This window comes from Lentzea sp. NPDC055074, from assembly GCF_053608005.1.
In genome coordinates, this window is sequence record NZ_JBSGUQ010000003.1 from 210,857 (window position 1) to 226,490 (window position 15,634).

The 15,634-nt window shown below is 69.8% G+C and carries 12 protein-coding genes and 1 pseudogene; 2 read left to right on the plus strand and 11 right to left on the minus strand.

The features are described 5' to 3' along the window. The first annotated feature begins 43 nt into the window (after positions 1-43). Positions 44-376, plus strand: coding sequence for a hypothetical protein (locus ACWF7A_RS08235; protein ID WP_452249743.1), 333 nt, complete (start codon positions 44-46; stop codon positions 374-376). 1 nt (position 377) lies between these two features. Here ACWF7A_RS08235 and ACWF7A_RS08240 read toward each other — a convergent pair whose 3' ends face one another. The 8 genes and pseudogenes from ACWF7A_RS08240 to ACWF7A_RS08275 all read right to left on the minus strand — a co-directional run bounded on the left by ACWF7A_RS08240 (position 378) and on the right by ACWF7A_RS08275 (position 12,169). Further along, the gene (locus ACWF7A_RS08240) at positions 378-1,463 is read right to left on the minus strand and encodes an aldose epimerase family protein (protein ID WP_452249744.1); all 1,086 of its coding nucleotides are present in this window, start codon (positions 1,461-1,463) and stop codon (positions 378-380) included. Positions 1,464-1,476: 13 nt separating this feature from the next. Next, a complete protein-coding gene (locus ACWF7A_RS08245) occupies positions 1,477-2,379 on the minus strand; it encodes a family 43 glycosylhydrolase (protein ID WP_452249745.1) in 903 nt (300 codons plus the stop codon). A gap of 311 nt (positions 2,380-2,690) precedes the next feature. Beyond that, positions 2,691-4,547: pseudogene (locus ACWF7A_RS08250) on the minus strand (immunoglobulin-like domain-containing protein); the annotation flags it as partial. A 28-nt stretch (positions 4,548-4,575) separates the two neighbouring features. Then, positions 4,576-5,790, minus strand: coding sequence for a multiple monosaccharide ABC transporter permease (mmsB, locus tag ACWF7A_RS08255; RefSeq protein ID WP_452249746.1), 1,215 nt, complete (start codon positions 5,788-5,790; stop codon positions 4,576-4,578). Beyond that, the gene (gene mmsA / locus ACWF7A_RS08260) at positions 5,787-7,292 is read right to left on the minus strand and encodes a multiple monosaccharide ABC transporter ATP-binding protein (RefSeq protein ID WP_452250151.1); all 1,506 of its coding nucleotides are present in this window, start codon (positions 7,290-7,292) and stop codon (positions 5,787-5,789) included. Before mmsA ends, mmsB begins: the two co-directional genes overlap by 4 nt. 27 nt (positions 7,293-7,319) lie before the next feature. Continuing rightward, positions 7,320-8,405 (minus strand): multiple monosaccharide ABC transporter substrate-binding protein, encoded by a 1,086-nt coding sequence (gene chvE, locus ACWF7A_RS08265; protein WP_452249747.1) that lies wholly within the window; start codon positions 8,403-8,405, stop codon positions 7,320-7,322. Between the two features lie 473 nt (positions 8,406-8,878). Beyond that, the gene (locus ACWF7A_RS08270; protein ID WP_452249748.1) at positions 8,879-11,437 is read right to left on the minus strand and encodes a glycoside hydrolase family 9 protein; all 2,559 of its coding nucleotides are present in this window, start codon (positions 11,435-11,437) and stop codon (positions 8,879-8,881) included. A 132-nt stretch (positions 11,438-11,569) separates the two neighbouring features. Further along, positions 11,570-12,169, minus strand: a complete 600-nt coding sequence (locus tag ACWF7A_RS08275; RefSeq protein WP_452249749.1) for a TetR/AcrR family transcriptional regulator — start codon at positions 12,167-12,169, stop codon at positions 11,570-11,572. Between the two features lie 87 nt (positions 12,170-12,256). Between ACWF7A_RS08275 and ACWF7A_RS08280 the strand changes: the two genes are divergently transcribed. Next, the gene (locus ACWF7A_RS08280) at positions 12,257-12,814 is read left to right on the plus strand and encodes an NAD(P)H-dependent oxidoreductase (protein WP_452249750.1); all 558 of its coding nucleotides are present in this window, start codon (positions 12,257-12,259) and stop codon (positions 12,812-12,814) included. Positions 12,815-12,829: 15 nt separating this feature from the next. On the opposite strand, the gene ACWF7A_RS08285 is transcribed toward ACWF7A_RS08280, so the two are convergent. From ACWF7A_RS08285 to ACWF7A_RS08295, 3 genes are all read right to left on the minus strand, one after another. Further along, a complete protein-coding gene (locus ACWF7A_RS08285) occupies positions 12,830-13,141 on the minus strand; it encodes a hypothetical protein (protein ID WP_452249751.1) in 312 nt (103 codons plus the stop codon). A gap of 97 nt (positions 13,142-13,238) precedes the next feature. Further along, complete coding sequence (locus tag ACWF7A_RS08290; RefSeq protein ID WP_452249752.1) at positions 13,239-14,261, minus strand: LacI family DNA-binding transcriptional regulator; 1,023 nt, start codon at positions 14,259-14,261, stop codon at positions 13,239-13,241. Beyond that, positions 14,258-15,634, minus strand: coding sequence for a GH1 family beta-glucosidase (locus ACWF7A_RS08295; RefSeq protein WP_452249753.1), 1,377 nt, complete (start codon positions 15,632-15,634; stop codon positions 14,258-14,260). The genes ACWF7A_RS08290 and ACWF7A_RS08295 overlap by 4 nt, the downstream gene beginning before the upstream one ends.

Here is a 15,634-nt window from a genome sequence, read left to right on the forward strand (position 1 = left end):
CCTCCGTTTGTCATGGTCGCTTGCGCATATGAGCATCTGTCCCATGACGACTGTCGACCACGCACCGGCGGAGCTGCACCGCCACACCCACGGACCCGGCTGCGGCCACGACGCCGTCGTGCACCGCGATCACGTCGACTACCTGCACGACGGGCACCTGCACCGCGAACACGTCACGGACCGCGGGGTGCACTACGACGAGTGCGACAAGTGCAGGTGCGCGCACTGCGCGGACTCGTGCGCGCAGTGCGACTGCTCGGAATGCGACTGTCCGACCTGCAACCACGCCCAGTGCGCCTGTGAAGGCTGCTCGGATGCGTGCGCCAACTGCACGTGTGCCGAGTGCACCTGCCCCACGTGCGTTCACGCGGCGTGAGTCAGTCCGCAGTGGACAGTTGGAACGCCGTCTCCTGGTGGTAGACCTCGCCGGGCCGCAGCACCGTGCTGGGGAAGTCCTGGCGGTTCGGCGAGTCCGGGAAGTGCTGCGCCTCGAGCGCGAAGCCGGCATGCGGGCCGTACGGGCGGCCGCCGGTGCCGACCAGGTCCTCGGTCAGGAAGTTGCCCGAGTAGAACTGCAGCCCGGGCTCGGTGGTCCACATGGTCAGCAGGCGTCCGGACGCCGGGTCGCAGGCCTGTGCGGCGAAGGACGCGCCGGACGAGTCGAGCACCCAGTTGTGGTCGTAGCCCCCGGCGATGCGCAGCTGCGGGTGGGACGCCTCGATGCGGGCGCCGATCGCGGTCGGCAGCCGGAAGTCGAACGGGCTCGCGTCGACCGGTACGGGACCGCCGACCGGGATCAGGTCCTCGTCGACGGCGCAGAAGTGGCTCGCGTTGAGCATCAGCGACTGGCGGTGCACGTCGCCGCTGCCCTCCCCGGCGAGGTTCCAGTAGCTGTGGTTGGTCATGTTCAGCACGGTCGGCGCGTCCGCCGTCGCGCGGTAGGTGATGCTCAGGCGGTTGTGCCGGTCGAGCAGGTACGTGACCTGCACGGCCACGGCGCCGGGGAAGCCTCCGTCGCCGTCCGGGCTCACCAGGTCGAGCCGCACGCCCACGCTGTCCGGTTCGTGCACCTCGGTCGCGGACCACACCCGCGTGTCGAAGCCCTCCGGACCGCCGTGCAGGCTGTTCTGCCCGTTGTTGAGCGGCAGCTGGTACCGGACGTCGTCGAGGGTGAAGGCGCCTCGGGCGATCCGGTTGGCGTACCGGCCGACCAGGGCGCCGAAGAACACCCGGTTCTCGCCGGGCCGGCTGTTCTTGACGTACTCGTCGAGCGAGGAGAACCCGAGCACCACGTTGGCGGGGACACCGTCGCGGTCCGGGGCCTCCAGCGACTGGATCACGCCGCCGTAGTCCAGCACCCGCACGGTGAGCCCGCCCGGCCACGCCAGGACGTACCGGTGCACGTCGGCGTCGCCGACCCGGCCGAACAGTTCCCGGCGGAGCTCGGGTTCCCGCTGCGACATCGAACTCCTCGTATCAGTTGATCAGGGCCCGGCAGTGCTGAGGCCGGATCCGTTGTGGTGCGACGCTCTCCAGGGTGGGCTCGACCGGGACGATGGAGCCGTCGCGGCCGAACCTCATCCTGTCGATCGTGGTCTCGCGGTGCGTGCCGTCCCCGCCGGGGATGGCGAAGCGGTGGTACACGAGGTACCAGTCGTCCGTGCCCGGTACCTGCAGCATCGAGCTGTGCCCGGTGCCCTTGACGCCGAGCCTCAGGTCCTTGCTCAAAATCAGGCCGCGGTTCGTGAACGGGCCGGTCGGGCTGGGAGCGGTCGCGTACGCCACCCGGTAGTCCTCGCTGCGCGTGTCGTCGACCGACCAGCTCAGGTAGTACGTGCCCTTGCGCTCCACCATGAACAGGCCCTCCCGGAAGTCCGTCAGCCCGGTGAGGCGGGTGATCTTGGCCGGGTCATAGGAGATCATGTCATCGTTGAGCGGAACGACGTAGGCCTCACCGTTGCCCCAGTAGAGGTACGGCTGCCCGGAGCGGTCGACGAAGACGGCCGGGTCGATGGCCTGACCTCCACCGGAGGGGTTGCGCGCGACCAGAGGCCGGCCCGAGTCGACGAACGGACCGGTGGGCGAGTCGCTCACCGCCACGCCGATCTTGGCCTCGGCGCAGAAGTAGAAGTAGTACTTCCCGTCCCGTTCGGCGATCGCCGGAGCCCAGGCGTTGCGGTCCGCCCAGCTCACGTCCGGTCCGAGGTCGAGGATCACGCCCTCGTCCACCCAGTCGACGAGGTTCTTCGAGGACCAGGCGGAGAACCTCGTGCCGCTCCAGCCGTCGAAGCCGTCCGTGGTCGCGTAGATGTAGTAGGTGTCCCCGAACGCGACGACGTTCGGGTCCGCGTTGAGGCCGGGCAGCACGGGGCTGCGCATCTCGTGGGCCTCGACCGTCCACACCCGACTCTCGCGTCCGGACCGCACGGTGAACTGGCGGGGTTTCCGCAGATCGACCGGGCCGCTGGCGAGATCGACGCGCCAGGAGCGAGCCCGAAGCCGAGCTCGACGCGCCGCAGGTCGGTGCCGGGCTTCACGGGCAGCACCACGCTTCCCGGCTGGATGACCGCAGGCGCTTTGAGCGAATCGTGCGCCACTGACCGGATCAGCGTCGCGTTGAACGGGAGCGACGCCACCTCGGTGCCGGACAGCGCCCGGTTGTAGAGGCGGACGTCCTTCATCCTGCCCAGCAGCGTCCGGTCCGCCGCGTAGACCGAGCGGCCGAGGTGGTTGGCCGCCGTGATCCCGCCGCCGAGGTCGGACGGCTTGGCCGTGACGCCGGTGTTGCGCCCCACCTCCACGCCGTCGAGGTAGAGGACCTCCACGCCGTTGCCGATGGTCAGGGTCACGTTCTTCCAGACGCCGCGCGGCAGCGCCCGGCCCGAGTTCACGCCCTGCTCGGTCGTCCAGTCGCCGGTGGCGATCGCGCCGCGGTAGGTGTCACCGGTGCTGAACAGGTAGCCGTTGCCGACGCCGTTCGGAGCGGTGTTGCCGAAGCCGTAGAGGAAGTACGGCGTCTGCTGGGCGGGGTCGACCAGGACGTCGGCGGAGATCGTGACGGCCGACGCCCCGGTCAGCATGTTGTTCGGGAGCTGGACGTGCCCGCCCTTCAACGACAGGGAACCGTCGCTGAAGGCGGCGTCGCCGGCGAGCACACCGTCGTAGCCGTGACCGGTGGCGTCGGCGGCGGACCCGGTGAGCGGCCAGTGCGCGACGAGCCCCTTGGCGTCGGCCTTGACCGGCGCCGGGGGAGCGGTGAGCCGGGTCAGCTCGGCCTGGGTCACCGGGAGCACCGTGCCGTGGCGCGGGGACGCGGGCAGGCGGGCGCCCGTGGACATGGTCCACTTCCCGGAGGCGAGGTCGGTGGTCTCGAACGGCACGTAGCCGCGGCCGCCGTACTCGTCGATGAACAGGTACCACCTGTCCTCGGTGTTGGACTTGAAGCCGGTCGGGCCCTCACCGGCGCTCAGGCCCGGACTGGTCGGAGTGGCCTTGCCGATGCACTCGGAGACGAAGTCGTAGCCCGGGTCCAGCAGGTCCGTGGACTTCTCCGCGGTGATGTACTTGCTGCACGGCGAGGACGACGAGTTGTTCCGCTCGTCCTTCGTGTAGCGGTAGTAGGTGCCGCCGTGCTCGATGACGGTCGAGTCGATGACCGAGTAGCCGGGGTCGATCCACACCTTCGCCGGGCTGAACGTCACGAAGTCGCGCGTGGTCGCGTACATCATGCGGTTGTAGCTGTTGCCCGCGTGGCCGGGATCGGTCTCCGCGTACAGCTTCGACGCCCAGTAGACGACGTAGTGGCCGCGTTTCGCGTCCCAGAACGCCTCGGGCGCCCAGGTGTTGCCCGCGGTCGGCGGCGACACCTCGACGCTGCGCTGGCGCGACCAGTTCCGCAGGTCGGTCGACTCCCACACCATGATCGACCGGCTGCCGGTGCGCTGCGCCGCGTCCCAGCCGCGACCGCCGTTGATCTTCAGGTCCGTGGCCAGCAGGTAGAACCTGTCGCCGTCGGGGGAGCGCATGATGAACGGGTCGCGCACGCCCAGCTCGCCGAGACTGGACCTCAGCACCGGCTGGCCGCCGTTGACCTCGGAGAAGTCCAGCGGGTTGTTGCCGTTGCTCGCGGCGGCGTAGATCTGCTCGCCGATCGGGCTGCCCTCGCCCTTGAAGTAGAAGAAGCTGTAGCCCGCGAGGGGTTCCTTGACGGGCAACGGGGTCACGGTCGCGGTGAGCGCACGGGTCGTGCTCTGCTGCCCCAGGCTCACCCTGGCCGTGAGCACGACCTTGGCGGGTCTGCTGCCGCTGGCGGGCCGGCTCACCTCACCGGTCGGTGTGATCACCTTGCCGTTGGACGACCTCCAGGTGATGGTCGTGCCGCCGGAACCGGTGGTGGGCAGGGTCAGGTGGCCGCGGACGTCGTCGATGTTCGGTATCTCCACCGCGGCCGCCGCCGAACGCACGATCGGTTCGGCGGCGGCCGGGGGAGTCGGGAGCAGTGCGGCCGTGACGACCGCGACGAGACCGAGATGGCGCAGGGATGCCATGGTTCGCCTTCCGGGATCGGGGTGGGGGTCAGGCGCGGCGCTTGGTCCAGACGTCGTAGGCGACGGCGATGAGCAGGACGAGACCCTTCACGAGCATCACGCGCTCACTGGGCGCGCCGATCAGCGACATGCCGTTGTTGATCACGCCCATGATCAGGCCGCCGGTGATGGCGCCGACCACCTTGCCGACCCCGCCCTGCACCGCCGCGCCGCCGATGAACGCGGCCGCGATGGCGTCGAGCTCGAACGACATGCCCGCGGTCGGGCCAGCCTGGTTGAGCCGGCCGGCGAAGATCACGCCGGCGAGGGCCGCGAGCGCGCCCATGTTGACGAACACCCAGAACGTGACGGCCTTGACCTTCACACCGGACAGCGTGGCGGCCTGCAGGTTGCCGCCGATCGAGTAGATGTGCCGCCCGAACACGGAGTTGTTCGCCATCAGCGAGTAGCCGAGCGCGAGCGCCGCGAGGAGCACCAGCACCCACGGCAGGTTGCGGAACCGGGCGAGCTGGATCACGACGGCCATCACGACGACGGCCACACCGACGATCTTCAGCACGAACACCGGCAGCGGTTCGACGACCTGGCCGTAGCCGAGCCTGGCCGCGCGCTTGCGCCACTGCGACAACGCGAACCCGGCCACGAACGCGAACCCGGCGAGCAGGCTCACCAGGTCGGCGCCACCGAGCGGGCCGAGGCCGATGTTGCCGAGGTAGCCGCCGGTGAACCCGTTGGCGAGCGAGCGGATCTCGTCGGGGAACGGCCCGATGCCCTGGTTGCCCAGCGTGGTCAGGGTGAGCGCGCGGAACACGAGCATGCCCGCCAGCGTCACGATGAACGCGGGAATGCCGAAGTACGCGATCCAGTAGCCCTGCGCCGCGCCGATGACCGCTCCGGAGAGCAGCGTCAGCAGCACCGCCACCGGCCACGGCAGTCCCCATTGGACGGTCAGCACCGCGCAGATCGCGCCGGTGAGCGCCACGGTCGAGCCGACCGACAGGTCGATGTGCCCACCGATGATCACCAGGATCATGCCGATCGCGAGGATCAGCACGTACGAGTTCTGCACGATGATGTTCGAGATGTTCTGCGGCTGCAGCAGAGCGCCGTCGGTCAGCACCGTGAACAGCACGACGATCAACGCGAACGCGACGTAGATGCCCGACTGCCGCAGGTTGATCGAGAACCGGCGGGACGGGGCCGCCGGAGCGGCGGCCGGTGCGGGCGCGGTCTTCGTGGTCATGAGCCCTGTCCTCGTGTCATGTACTGCATCAGGCGTTCCTGCGTGGCCTCTTCGCGGCTCACCTCACCGGTGATGCGGCCCTCGGACAGCGCGTACACGCGGTCGCACAGGCCCAGGAGCTCCGGCAGCTCCGAGGAGATCACCAGCACCGCGCGGCCCTGGGCGGCGAGGTCGTTGATGATCGAGTAGATCTCGTACTTCGCGCCGACGTCGATGCCGCGCGTCGGTTCGTCGAGGATCAGCACGTCGGGATCGGTGAACATCCACTTCGCCAGCACGACCTTCTGCTGGTTGCCGCCGGACAGCGTGCCGGTCGGCGTCGACACCGCGGCCGTCCTGATGCCCATCGACTTGCGGAAGCGCTCCGCGACGGTGAACTCCTCGTTCTCGTTCACCCAGCCACGGGTCGAGAGCTTGCCCAGCGCCGCGGCGGAGACGTTGCGCTGCACGCCCTCGATCAGGTTGAGCCCGTACCGCTTGCGGTCCTCGCTCACGTACGCGAGGCCGTGCCGGATCGCGCCCTGGACGGTGCGGGTGTCGATCTCCTTGCCGTCCTTGACGACGCGCCCGGAGACACCGACGCCGTAAGAGCGGCCGAACACGCTCATCGCGAGCTCGGTGCGGCCCGCGCCCATCAGGCCCGCGAGACCCACGATCTCCCCGCGCCGCAACGACAGCGTGGCGTTGTCGACGACCACCCGGTCCGGCTGCGCGGGGCTGTGCACCGTCCAGTCCTCGATGCGCAGCACCTCCTCGCCGATGTCGGGGGTGCGCGGCGGGAACCGGTGCTCGAGGTCGCGGCCGACCATGCCGGCGATGATGCGTTCCTCGCTGAGCCCCTCGGCGGGCAACGTCTCGATCGTCCTGCCGTCCCGCAGCACGGTGACGGTGTCGGCGATCCGGGTGACCTCGCCGAGCTTGTGCGAGATGATCACACAGGTGATGCCCTGCGACCGCAGGCCTTCGAGCAGGTCCAGCAGGTGCTGGGAGTCGTCGTCGTTGAGCGCCGCCGTCGGTTCGTCCAGGATCAGCAGACTGACCTCTTTGGACAGCGCCTTGGCGATCTCGACGAGCTGCTGCTTGCCGACGCCGAGGTCGTTGACGGGCGTCGTCGGGTTCTCCCGCAGGCCGACGCGGTCGAGCAGCGCCTGGGCCTCGTGGTTGGTGCGGTTCCAGTCGATGAGCCCGCGCCGGGACCTCTCGTTGCCCAGGAACAGGTTCTCCGCGACGGAGAGCTGGCCGCACAGCGCCAGCTCCTGGTGGATGATCACGATGCCGCGGCGCTCGCTGTCGCGAACGCCGTTGAACGAGCACGGCTCGCCCTCGAAGAGGATGTCGCCCTCGTACGTGCCGTGCGGGTGCACCCCGGACAGCACCTTCATCAGCGTGGACTTGCCCGCGCCGTTCTCGCCGCAGATCGCGTGGATCTCACCGCGCCGCACGGTCAACGAGACCTCGTGCAGCGCGGTGACACCCGCGAACCTCTTGGTGATGCCGCGCATCACCAGGATGTCGTCGGACACGATGAGTTACCTGAGCTGGTCGGCGGTGTAGTAGCCGGAGTCGATGAGCTCCTTCTGGTAGTTCGCCTTGTCCACGGGGACGGGCTGCAGCAGGAAGGAGGGCACGACCTTGTTGCCGTTGTCGTAGTCCTTGGTGTTGTTCACCTCGGGCTTGCCGCCCTTGAGCACGGCGTCGGCCATCTTCACCGTGACGTCGGCGAGCAGGCGGGTGTCCTTGTGGATCGTCGAGTACTGCTCACCGGCGATGATCGACTTCACCGAGGCGACCTCGGCGTCCTGACCGGTGACGATCGGGTAGGCCTGCCCGGCGGTGCCGTAGCCACCGCTCTTGAGCGCGGACAGGATGCCGATCGAGATGCCGTCGTACGGGGAGAGCACGCCGTCGACCTTGGCGCCGCCGTAGGTCGAGGTGAGCAGGTCCTCCATGCGCTTCTGCGCGGTCGCCGGGTCCCAGCGCAGGATCGCGACGGTCTTGAAGTCCTTCTGACCCGACTTGACCGTGTACTTGCCCTGGTCGATGAGCGGCTGGAGCACGGACATCGCGCCGTTGAAGAAGAACGTGGCGTTGTTGTCGTCCGGCGAGCCCGCGAAGAGCTCGATGTTGAACGGGCCCTCGCCCTTGGTCTTGAGACCGGCGACGAGCGAGTTCGCCTGCTCCACACCGACCTTGAAGTTGTCGAACGTCGCGTAGTAGTCGACGTTCGGACTCTTGCGGATCAGGCGGTCGTAGGCGATCACCGGGATCTTGGCGTCGGCGGCCTGCTGCAGCTGCGAGGTGATCGCGGTGCCGTCGATCGACGCGACGATCAGGAGCTTGGCGCCCTTGGTGATCTGGTTCTCGATCTGGTTCGCCTGGGTGGGGATGTCGTTCTCCGCGTACTGGAGGTCGACCTTGTACCCCTTGCCCTCCAGGGCCTTCTTGATGTTGTCGCCGTCGTGGATCCATCGTTCGGACGACCGCGTCGGCATGGTGACGCCCACCAGCGCACCTTCGCTGGAGCCGGTCTGCTGGTCGACCGTCTTCTCCGCCGAACCACAGGCGGCGAGGGTGACGGCGAGTGCGGTGGTGGCCGCGATCCGGGCAAGCCTCATCAGTTCTCCTCGATGTCACCGGGAGGCAACAGTGCTGTAGGCGGCGAGTGTTATCGCTAACAACTAGCCCGTCAAGTGACATCTGGATAACGCCAGGTCGTACCTGTTAGCGCTCACAGAGAGCTGCCAGGTGGGGGCCGCGCGGCTGCGCCGGTCGGTTGCCCGGCAGCGCTGGATGCCGGGTGTCGGGGCTGGCCCGCCTGGTCGAACGCGGTGTGCTGAGGAGTGTCGCGTGTGGTGACCGGCGCTGACGGGGGAGGGGGGACACCGGCGCCGCTGCCTGGGCGAAGGCTGGGCGCGCGGCGGCCGGCGTTGATCGGGACGAAGGCGGTGCGCTGGTCCACCGTCGCCTTCGGCCGGAGCGACGTCCCCGTTTCACCAGTTGAGACGCCGAACACCGGCGCCTCTCCCGCCGCAACGCAGTGCGCCCGCCGCCACCGGAAGGTGACAGCGGGCGCACATCCCTGGTGCGGTCACGCGGTGGTGCAGGTCCTCCCGTTCACGGAGAACACGGCGGGATCCGCTCCGGACCCGGACCCGTTGAACCCGATCTGCACGGACTTCCCGGGCTTGACCGAGCCGTTCCACGACATGCTGGCCGCCGTCACGTCACGGCCGGTCTGGCTCCACTGCGCCGACCACCCGGACGTGACCCGCTGCGTGCCGGCCAGCGAGAACCCGAGGGACCAGTCCGTCCACGCCGTCTTGCCGGTGTTGGTGATCTTCACCTGCGCGGTCAGCCCGTCCGGCCACCGGCCCGCGCTGAACGCGACCTCGCAGTCGCCCTTCGGTGCCGCGGACTTCTCCGCCGCCCAGCCCGAGACCCAGGCGAGAGCGGAGTTCCAGTTGACCGCCACCTCGTTCACCGAGTACGCGCCGATGTCGTCCACCCAGCACTTCTGCTGCGGGCAGCCGGCGAGCAGGCGCTGGGCCACCGGGTCCTGCAGCGCGCTGTTCGGACCGCCCGACAACGAGCCGGGCGGTGCGATCGGCAGGGTCGGGTCGTTCTGGCGCGCCCAGAAGCGGTGGTGGGCGTTGGTCATCGCCTGGTCGCCGTAGCCCGCGACGTACGAGGTGCTCAACGGGTTGCGGCCGAGGACGTAGTGCAGCGCCTCGAACACGCCCTCGCGGTACTTCGCTGCACCGGTGAAGTCGTGGGCCAGGGCGAGCACCTGGGCGTTGTTCAGGACCGTGGAGTTCGAGCCCCACACGTACCCGGCGGTGCTGTTGTCGTACGGCGCCGCGTACCCCATGTCCGCCATGGCCGTCAGGTGCTGGTCCGCGACCGCGGCGAACGCGGTCCTGATGGCCGTGACGTCCGCCGCGGGCAGGCCGGTGGGGACGAGGGCGAGCGTGATGTCGCCGAGCGGTGCCGTGCCGCCCCAGTGGAAGCCGCCGCGGTTCAGGCTCGCCGCCTTGTAGTGCGGGGACGAGGTCACGTCGGTCCGGTAGGCGCTGTCACCTGTGGTGGCGTACAGCTCCGCGGCGGCCCAGTAGAACTCGTCGCTCACGGTGTCGTCGCTGTACGCGCCACCGCCGGTGCCGTCGTTCGGGTCGGCGAGCTTGGCCGGGTTCGCCTTGGCCGCCGTGTAGGCCTTGCGCGCCGCCGCGAGCAGTGTCGCGGAGTACGCCGCGTCGACGGTCTTCCACAGGCGGGATCCCTGTGCCGCCACCGCGGCCAGGTTCAGCGTCGCGGCGGTGCTGGTCGCGGACAGCCTGCGCGGCTGGTCGTCCAGCTCCGGACGGGTGGGCAGCGCGGTCCAGTTCGCGTCGTGGATCTTGTGGTGCGCCATGCCGTCCGGCGCCTGCATCTTCAGCAGGAAGTCGGCCTCCCAGCGCGCCTCGTCGAGCAGGTCCGGAACACCGTTGGCGTTCTCCGGGATGTTCAGCGCGCCGTCGCGGTACGCGGACGCGTCGCCGACGCGGGCAGCGCGTTCGTACGCGTTCAGGAGCTGCCAGGTCGCGATGCCGCCGTTGACCACGTACTTGCCGTGGTCGCCCGCGTCGTACCAACCGCCGCGCACGTCGAGCGTGTAGCCGCACGCGAGGTCCGCGCGGCACGGCACGTTGTCGTCACCCTGGTTGGGCGCGACGTTGACGTGGCCGGCGGGACGGGCGTACTCGTCACCGACGTGCTGCGCCTCGATGGGCGTGCCGCTGCGCTGGTGGTAGAAGAACGCGAGCGAGTCGTAGCGCAGCCGCTTCACCGGGTCCGCGGAGATGTCGAACGGGAAGCTGCTGTCCTCGCCGACCGAGAGCGTGTAGCCGGTGCCGGCCGTGTCGAACGACGAGAAGTCGATCAGGTGCACGGAGTCGCCGGACGTCGCGTCCGCACCCTTCGGGGTGCTCTGGCCGGTCGCCACCGCCGTGCCCGCGGAGTCGCGCAGCGTCCACGTCTGCGGCGTCGTGGCCGCGGAGACGAGGGTCGCGCGCTTCGGCAGCCCCGGCACGTACGCCACGAGGTCGACCTGGACCTTCTTGGTGGGGTTGGGGTTCACGCCACCGGGCGGCTTCACGCCGCCGATCACCGAGACGTTGTCGACGCAGATCGTGTTGTCCGCGGGCTGGCCGCCCAGCTGGAACGCGACCTGGCCGTTGCCCGCGTCCGGGAAGTCCAACGTGGACGTGAAGGTGAACGAGAACCGTTGCTTCTCCGGGGAGAGCGTGAACTGCTGGCTCGCGATCCCGCGGTACGGACTGACGCTCTCGCCCGCGGCGGCGGTGACGGGCTGCGCCGTCGTGGCGCGGGCGTCGAACGCGAAGGTGTAGGACTGGCCGGTCTCGAACGGCACGCCGTTCTGGCCGATCAGGGCGTCCCAGGGGTTCGTCGTGCCACCCGTGACCGAGGCGCACAGTTCGCCGCCGGTCACGCGGTTGGTGACACCGGCGCTGCTCCACCAGGGATCGGCGGAACCGTTCTCGAACGAGCCGTTGAGCACGCGTTCGTAGTCGGCGGCGGCCGCCGGGGCGGCGAGGGGGAACGCGGCGAGCGCCACGGCCAGGGTCGCGGTGAGCAGGCGTCGGGATCTCATGGTCGTGAAGGTCTCCGTCCACGTCGACGATGTTCTGGGAGCGCTCCCAGGCGACCGTAGGCGGAGTGCGGCGACCGCTACAACCCCTGTGCGGCCACAGGTCCCGTTCGATCGTCGATTTCGACTCGAACCTCAGGCGAGGAGGCGGTCCACCAGGTCGAGCCAGCCCTGCTCCACCCGCTCGAGAGACATGCCGCCGACGCGGACGAGGTGGTCGACCAGCACGAGGTCCACCGACGCCAGCAGGGTGTGCGCGAGCAGGACCGCGTCGGCGCCGGGCACCGCCGCGCGCACCAGGACGGTCACGTGCCGGTGCCGCAGCTGCCGCGCGGGAACGGAGAACCGGCGGCCCGGGGACGGCTCGGCCGCGAGGTACAGGTCGAGGTGGGCGCGCTCGTGGCGCAGCAGGGCGGGTCCGAACGCCCGGAGCCGCGTCGCCGCGTCGGCGCCGGGACCGAGCGGGGCAGGGCCGCTGAGGAACGCCTCCTGGAGCTGGATCTCCGAGCGGTCGAGCAGCGCCTGGAGCAGGCCGTTGCGGTCGCCGAAACGCCGCGACACGGTGCCCTTGCCGACGCCGGCCGCGCTGGCCACGGTCTCCATCGTGATCGCCGCAGCGCCGTGTTCGGCCGCCAGCCGGGCCGCCGCTTCCAGCAGCAGGGCGCGGTTGCGCACCGCGTCCGCTCGAAGGCCCGCCTCCGCGGTGACGAGGGGCAGGGGTGTGCTGTCGATCACGACCGAAGCCTAGTGGGAAGATAAACGGAACGCATCCCGTTTAGTATCGTAGTCGTTCGATCACCGCCTGCATTTGGGAGTCACGTCATGCCCGTCCGCATCCTCACGCTCGTCGGCAGCCTCCGGTCCGGTTCGCACAACCGCAGGCTCGCCGAGGCCGCGGTCCAGATCGCGCCGGAGCACGTCGAGATCGGCGTGTTCGAGGACCTGGGCGCCGTGCCGTTCTACAACGAGGACATCGACGTCGAGGGCGCCGTTCCCGCCGAGGCGGCGAAGCTGCGCCAGGCCGTCGCGGAGGCCGACGCGCTGCTGCTGGTGTCGCCCGAGCACAACGGCACGATCCCCGCCGTGCTCAAGAACGCCATCGACTGGCTGTCGCGCCCCTACGGCGCGGGTGCCCTGACCGGCAAGCCCGTCGCGGTCGTCGGCACCGCTTTCGGCCAGTACGGGGGCGTGTGGGCGCAGGACGAGGCCCGCAAGGCCGTCAAGATCGCCGGTGGTGTGCCCGCCGAGGACCTGACCCTGTCGATCCCCGCCTCCGTCGTGCGCTTCGCCGAGCTCCACCCGGTCGACGACCCCGAGGTCACCGAGAAGCTGGCCGCCGTCATCGAGGGCCTGGCCGCGCGCACGACCGCCGCCGTCTGACGCGGAGGGCCGGCGTCAGCGCATCGTGACGGCCCGCCAGTGCGCGGTGTTGTCGTCCGGACCGGTGCCGGGGCGGTTGTCCTGGTACCAGTCCATGATGCGACGCCGGCCCGCGTCCGTGATGTGGTAGCCGAGGTGGTCCCCGACGGGCGCCCAGATCAGCTCCGCCTCCAGGGCGAGTCTGATCGCGTCCTTGCGGCACATGCTCTGCAGCAGCCACGGCCACACCATTCCCTGCGCGGTCATCCACAACACGCGCAGGACGGCTGTGTCCGGCAGTTCCGGATCGTCGCCCGGTGGCTCGTCGAAGAATCGGCCCGCCTGCATCCGCTACCCCCGTTCGTCCTGGTAAGACGTAGTACGGCCTGGTCCTGGCGCTGGTTCAGGGATCAGGCCGAAAGCTTTCGGGAGGAATGCAAACGGTTCAGGCGCTGGCCCGCCGCACGAGGGAGGTGGGCAGCAGCATCGACTGGGGCAGCTTCTCCTCGCCGGCGAGCTCGGCGAGCAGCCGCCAGGTCATGGTCCGGCCGAACCCCTCCACGTCCTGCCGCACGGTCGTCAGCGGCGGTACGGCAGTCGACGCGAGCACCGAGTCGTCGAACCCGACGACCGCCACGTCGTCGGGAATGCGGTAGCCCCGCTCCTGCAGCACACGCAACGCGCCCAGCGCCATGATGTCCGCGGCCACGAAGACCGCGTCGAGATCAGGTGCCTTGCGCAGCAGCTCCTCCATGGCGAGCGCACCGCTCTCGGGCGTGAAGTCGCTGCTGTGCGCCACGAGGTCCACGGGCATGCCGTGCTCGGCGAGCCCGCACCTCCAGCCGCTCAGGCGGTCCATGCCGACGGCCATGTCGTGCGGGCCGGCGATAGTCGCGATCTTCTCGCGTCCCAACGAGATCAGGAACCGCACGGCCCCCAGCGCGCCGTTGAAGTTGTCGGCGTCGACGAACGGGACGGTGCCGCCCACGAGCGGACGGCCGCCCACCACGGTGGGCAGCCCCGTCTCGTGCAACGTCCTCGGCAACGGGTCCTCGCCGTGCAGGCTCACGACGAGCGCCCCGTCCACGTGCCCGCCGGTGAGGTAGGCGACCTGGTCCTCACCGTCGAGCGGCTGGTTCATCATCAGCAGGAGCTGCACGTGCCGGCCCGCGAGCTCGGCGTGCACCCCGCGCAGCACCCCGGCGAAGAACGGGTCGGCGAGCACCCGGCTGCCCTGCTCGGAGATCACCAGCGCGATCGCGTTCGCCTTGCTGCCTGCCAGGGTTCGCGCGGCGTGGTTGGGGCTGTACCCGAGCATGGCGATGGCGCGGTGCACCGCCTGGCGCGACCGCTCGCTCACGTACTTCTCGCCGTTGATCACCCGGGAGACCGTGGACTTCGACACCCCGGCCACGCGCGCGACCTCCTCGATGCGCGGGCCGGGGCGGCGACTCCTGCCTTCTGTCATGAGACGGCGACCAGCGCGTTGTCGCGGGCCACCCTGCTGTACCACCTCGCACTCATCTTCGGCGTGCGGATCTGGGTGTCGTAGTCGACGTGGACGATGCCGAACCGCTTCGCGTACCCCTCGGCCCACTCGAAGTTGTCCAGCAGCGACCAGCAGAAGTAGCCGCGCAGGTCGACCCCCGCCGCGATGGCCGCGTGGGCGGCGCGCAGGTGGGAGGCGATGAACCCGGTGCGGTCCACGTCGTCGATCGCACCGTTGCCGGTGACGTCGTCGCGGAACGCGGCGCCGTTCTCCGTGATGTAGAGCGGAAGCCGCGGGTAGTCGTTGTGCACCCGCATGAGCACGGTGGTGAGACCGTCCGGCCTGACCTCCCAGCCCATGTCGGTGATGGGGGCGTCCCTGGGCGGGAACGACGCGTGCTGCACGCCGACCCACGGCGACGGGCCGGTCTCCCCGTTGGGGGAGGAGCTCACGTAGTGCTCGGTGTAGTAGTTGACGCCGAGCATGTCCAGCGGCCCGGAGATCACGCCGAGGTCGCCGTCGTGGACGTGGTCGCTGAACCCGAACGGCTCGAGGTCCTCGACGATGTCGGCCGGGTACTCGCCGCGCAGCAACGGGTCCAGGAAGATCCGCTGCTGCAACCCGTCGAGCCGGCGCGCGACGTCGAGGTCCGCCGGGTTGCCGGGGTCCACGGGGATGATCGGGTACATGTTGAGCGTGATGCCCACCTTGGCGTCCGGCTGGGCGGCACGGATGGTGTCGGCCGCGAGCCCGTGCGCGAGCAGCAGGTGGTGGACGGCGGCGACGGCGGCCTTCGGTTCGGTGCGGCCGGGAGCGTGGATTCCGCCCGCGTACCCGAGGAACGCCGAGCACCACGGCTCGTTCATCGTCGTCCAGGTGCTGACCCGGTCGCCGAGCGCCTCGACGGTGGCGGCAGCGTAGTCGGAGAACCGGAAGGCGGTGTCGCGGTTCGCCCAGCCGCCGGTCTCCTCGAGCTTCTGCGGGAGGTCCCAGTGGTACAGCGTGGGCCACGGCGCGATGTCGTGCGCCAGCAACGAGTCGATCAGACGCTTGTAGAAGTCGAGCCCCGCCTGGTTGACCTTCCCGCCGTCCGGCCGCACGCGCGGCCAGGCGATCGAGAACCGGTAGGCCTTGAGGCCCAGGTCCGCCATCATGGCGACGTCCTGCTCGAAACGCCGGTAATGGTCGGCGGCCGGTTCACCGCAGTCGCCGCCCACCACCTTGCCGGGTTGCCGGCAGAACTCGTCCCAGATGGAGTCGGTGCGACCGTCCACGTCGGTCGCACCCTCCACCTGGAACGCGGCGGTCGCGGCTCCCCACAGGAAACCCTGTGGGAAAAGAATGTTCTCCAT

Bases quoted from the DNA above. Each gene is read 5' to 3' on its own strand.
- ACWF7A_RS08235 (WP_452249743.1), top strand. From the start codon at position 44: ATGACGACTGTCGACCACGCACCGGCGGAGCTGCACCGCCACACCCAC.
- ACWF7A_RS08240 (WP_452249744.1), bottom strand. From the start codon at position 1,463: ATGTCGCAGCGGGAACCCGAGCTCCGCCGGGAACTGTTCGGCCGGGTC.
- ACWF7A_RS08245 (WP_452249745.1), bottom strand. From the start codon at position 2,379: ATGCGCAGCCCCGTGCTGCCCGGCCTCAACGCGGACCCGAACGTCGTC.
- mmsB (WP_452249746.1), bottom strand. From the start codon at position 5,790: ATGACCACGAAGACCGCGCCCGCACCGGCCGCCGCTCCGGCGGCCCCG.
- mmsA (WP_452250151.1), bottom strand. From the start codon at position 7,292: ATGCGCGGCATCACCAAGAGGTTCGCGGGTGTCACCGCGCTGCACGAG.
- chvE (WP_452249747.1), bottom strand. From the start codon at position 8,405: ATGAGGCTTGCCCGGATCGCGGCCACCACCGCACTCGCCGTCACCCTC.
- ACWF7A_RS08270 (WP_452249748.1), bottom strand. From the start codon at position 11,437: ATGAGATCCCGACGCCTGCTCACCGCGACCCTGGCCGTGGCGCTCGCC.
- ACWF7A_RS08280 (WP_452249750.1), top strand. From the start codon at position 12,257: ATGCCCGTCCGCATCCTCACGCTCGTCGGCAGCCTCCGGTCCGGTTCG.
- ACWF7A_RS08285 (WP_452249751.1), bottom strand. From the start codon at position 13,141: ATGCAGGCGGGCCGATTCTTCGACGAGCCACCGGGCGACGATCCGGAA.
- ACWF7A_RS08290 (WP_452249752.1), bottom strand. From the start codon at position 14,261: ATGACAGAAGGCAGGAGTCGCCGCCCCGGCCCGCGCATCGAGGAGGTC.
- ACWF7A_RS08295 (WP_452249753.1), bottom strand. From the start codon at position 15,634: ATGGAGAACATTCTTTTCCCACAGGGTTTCCTGTGGGGAGCCGCGACC.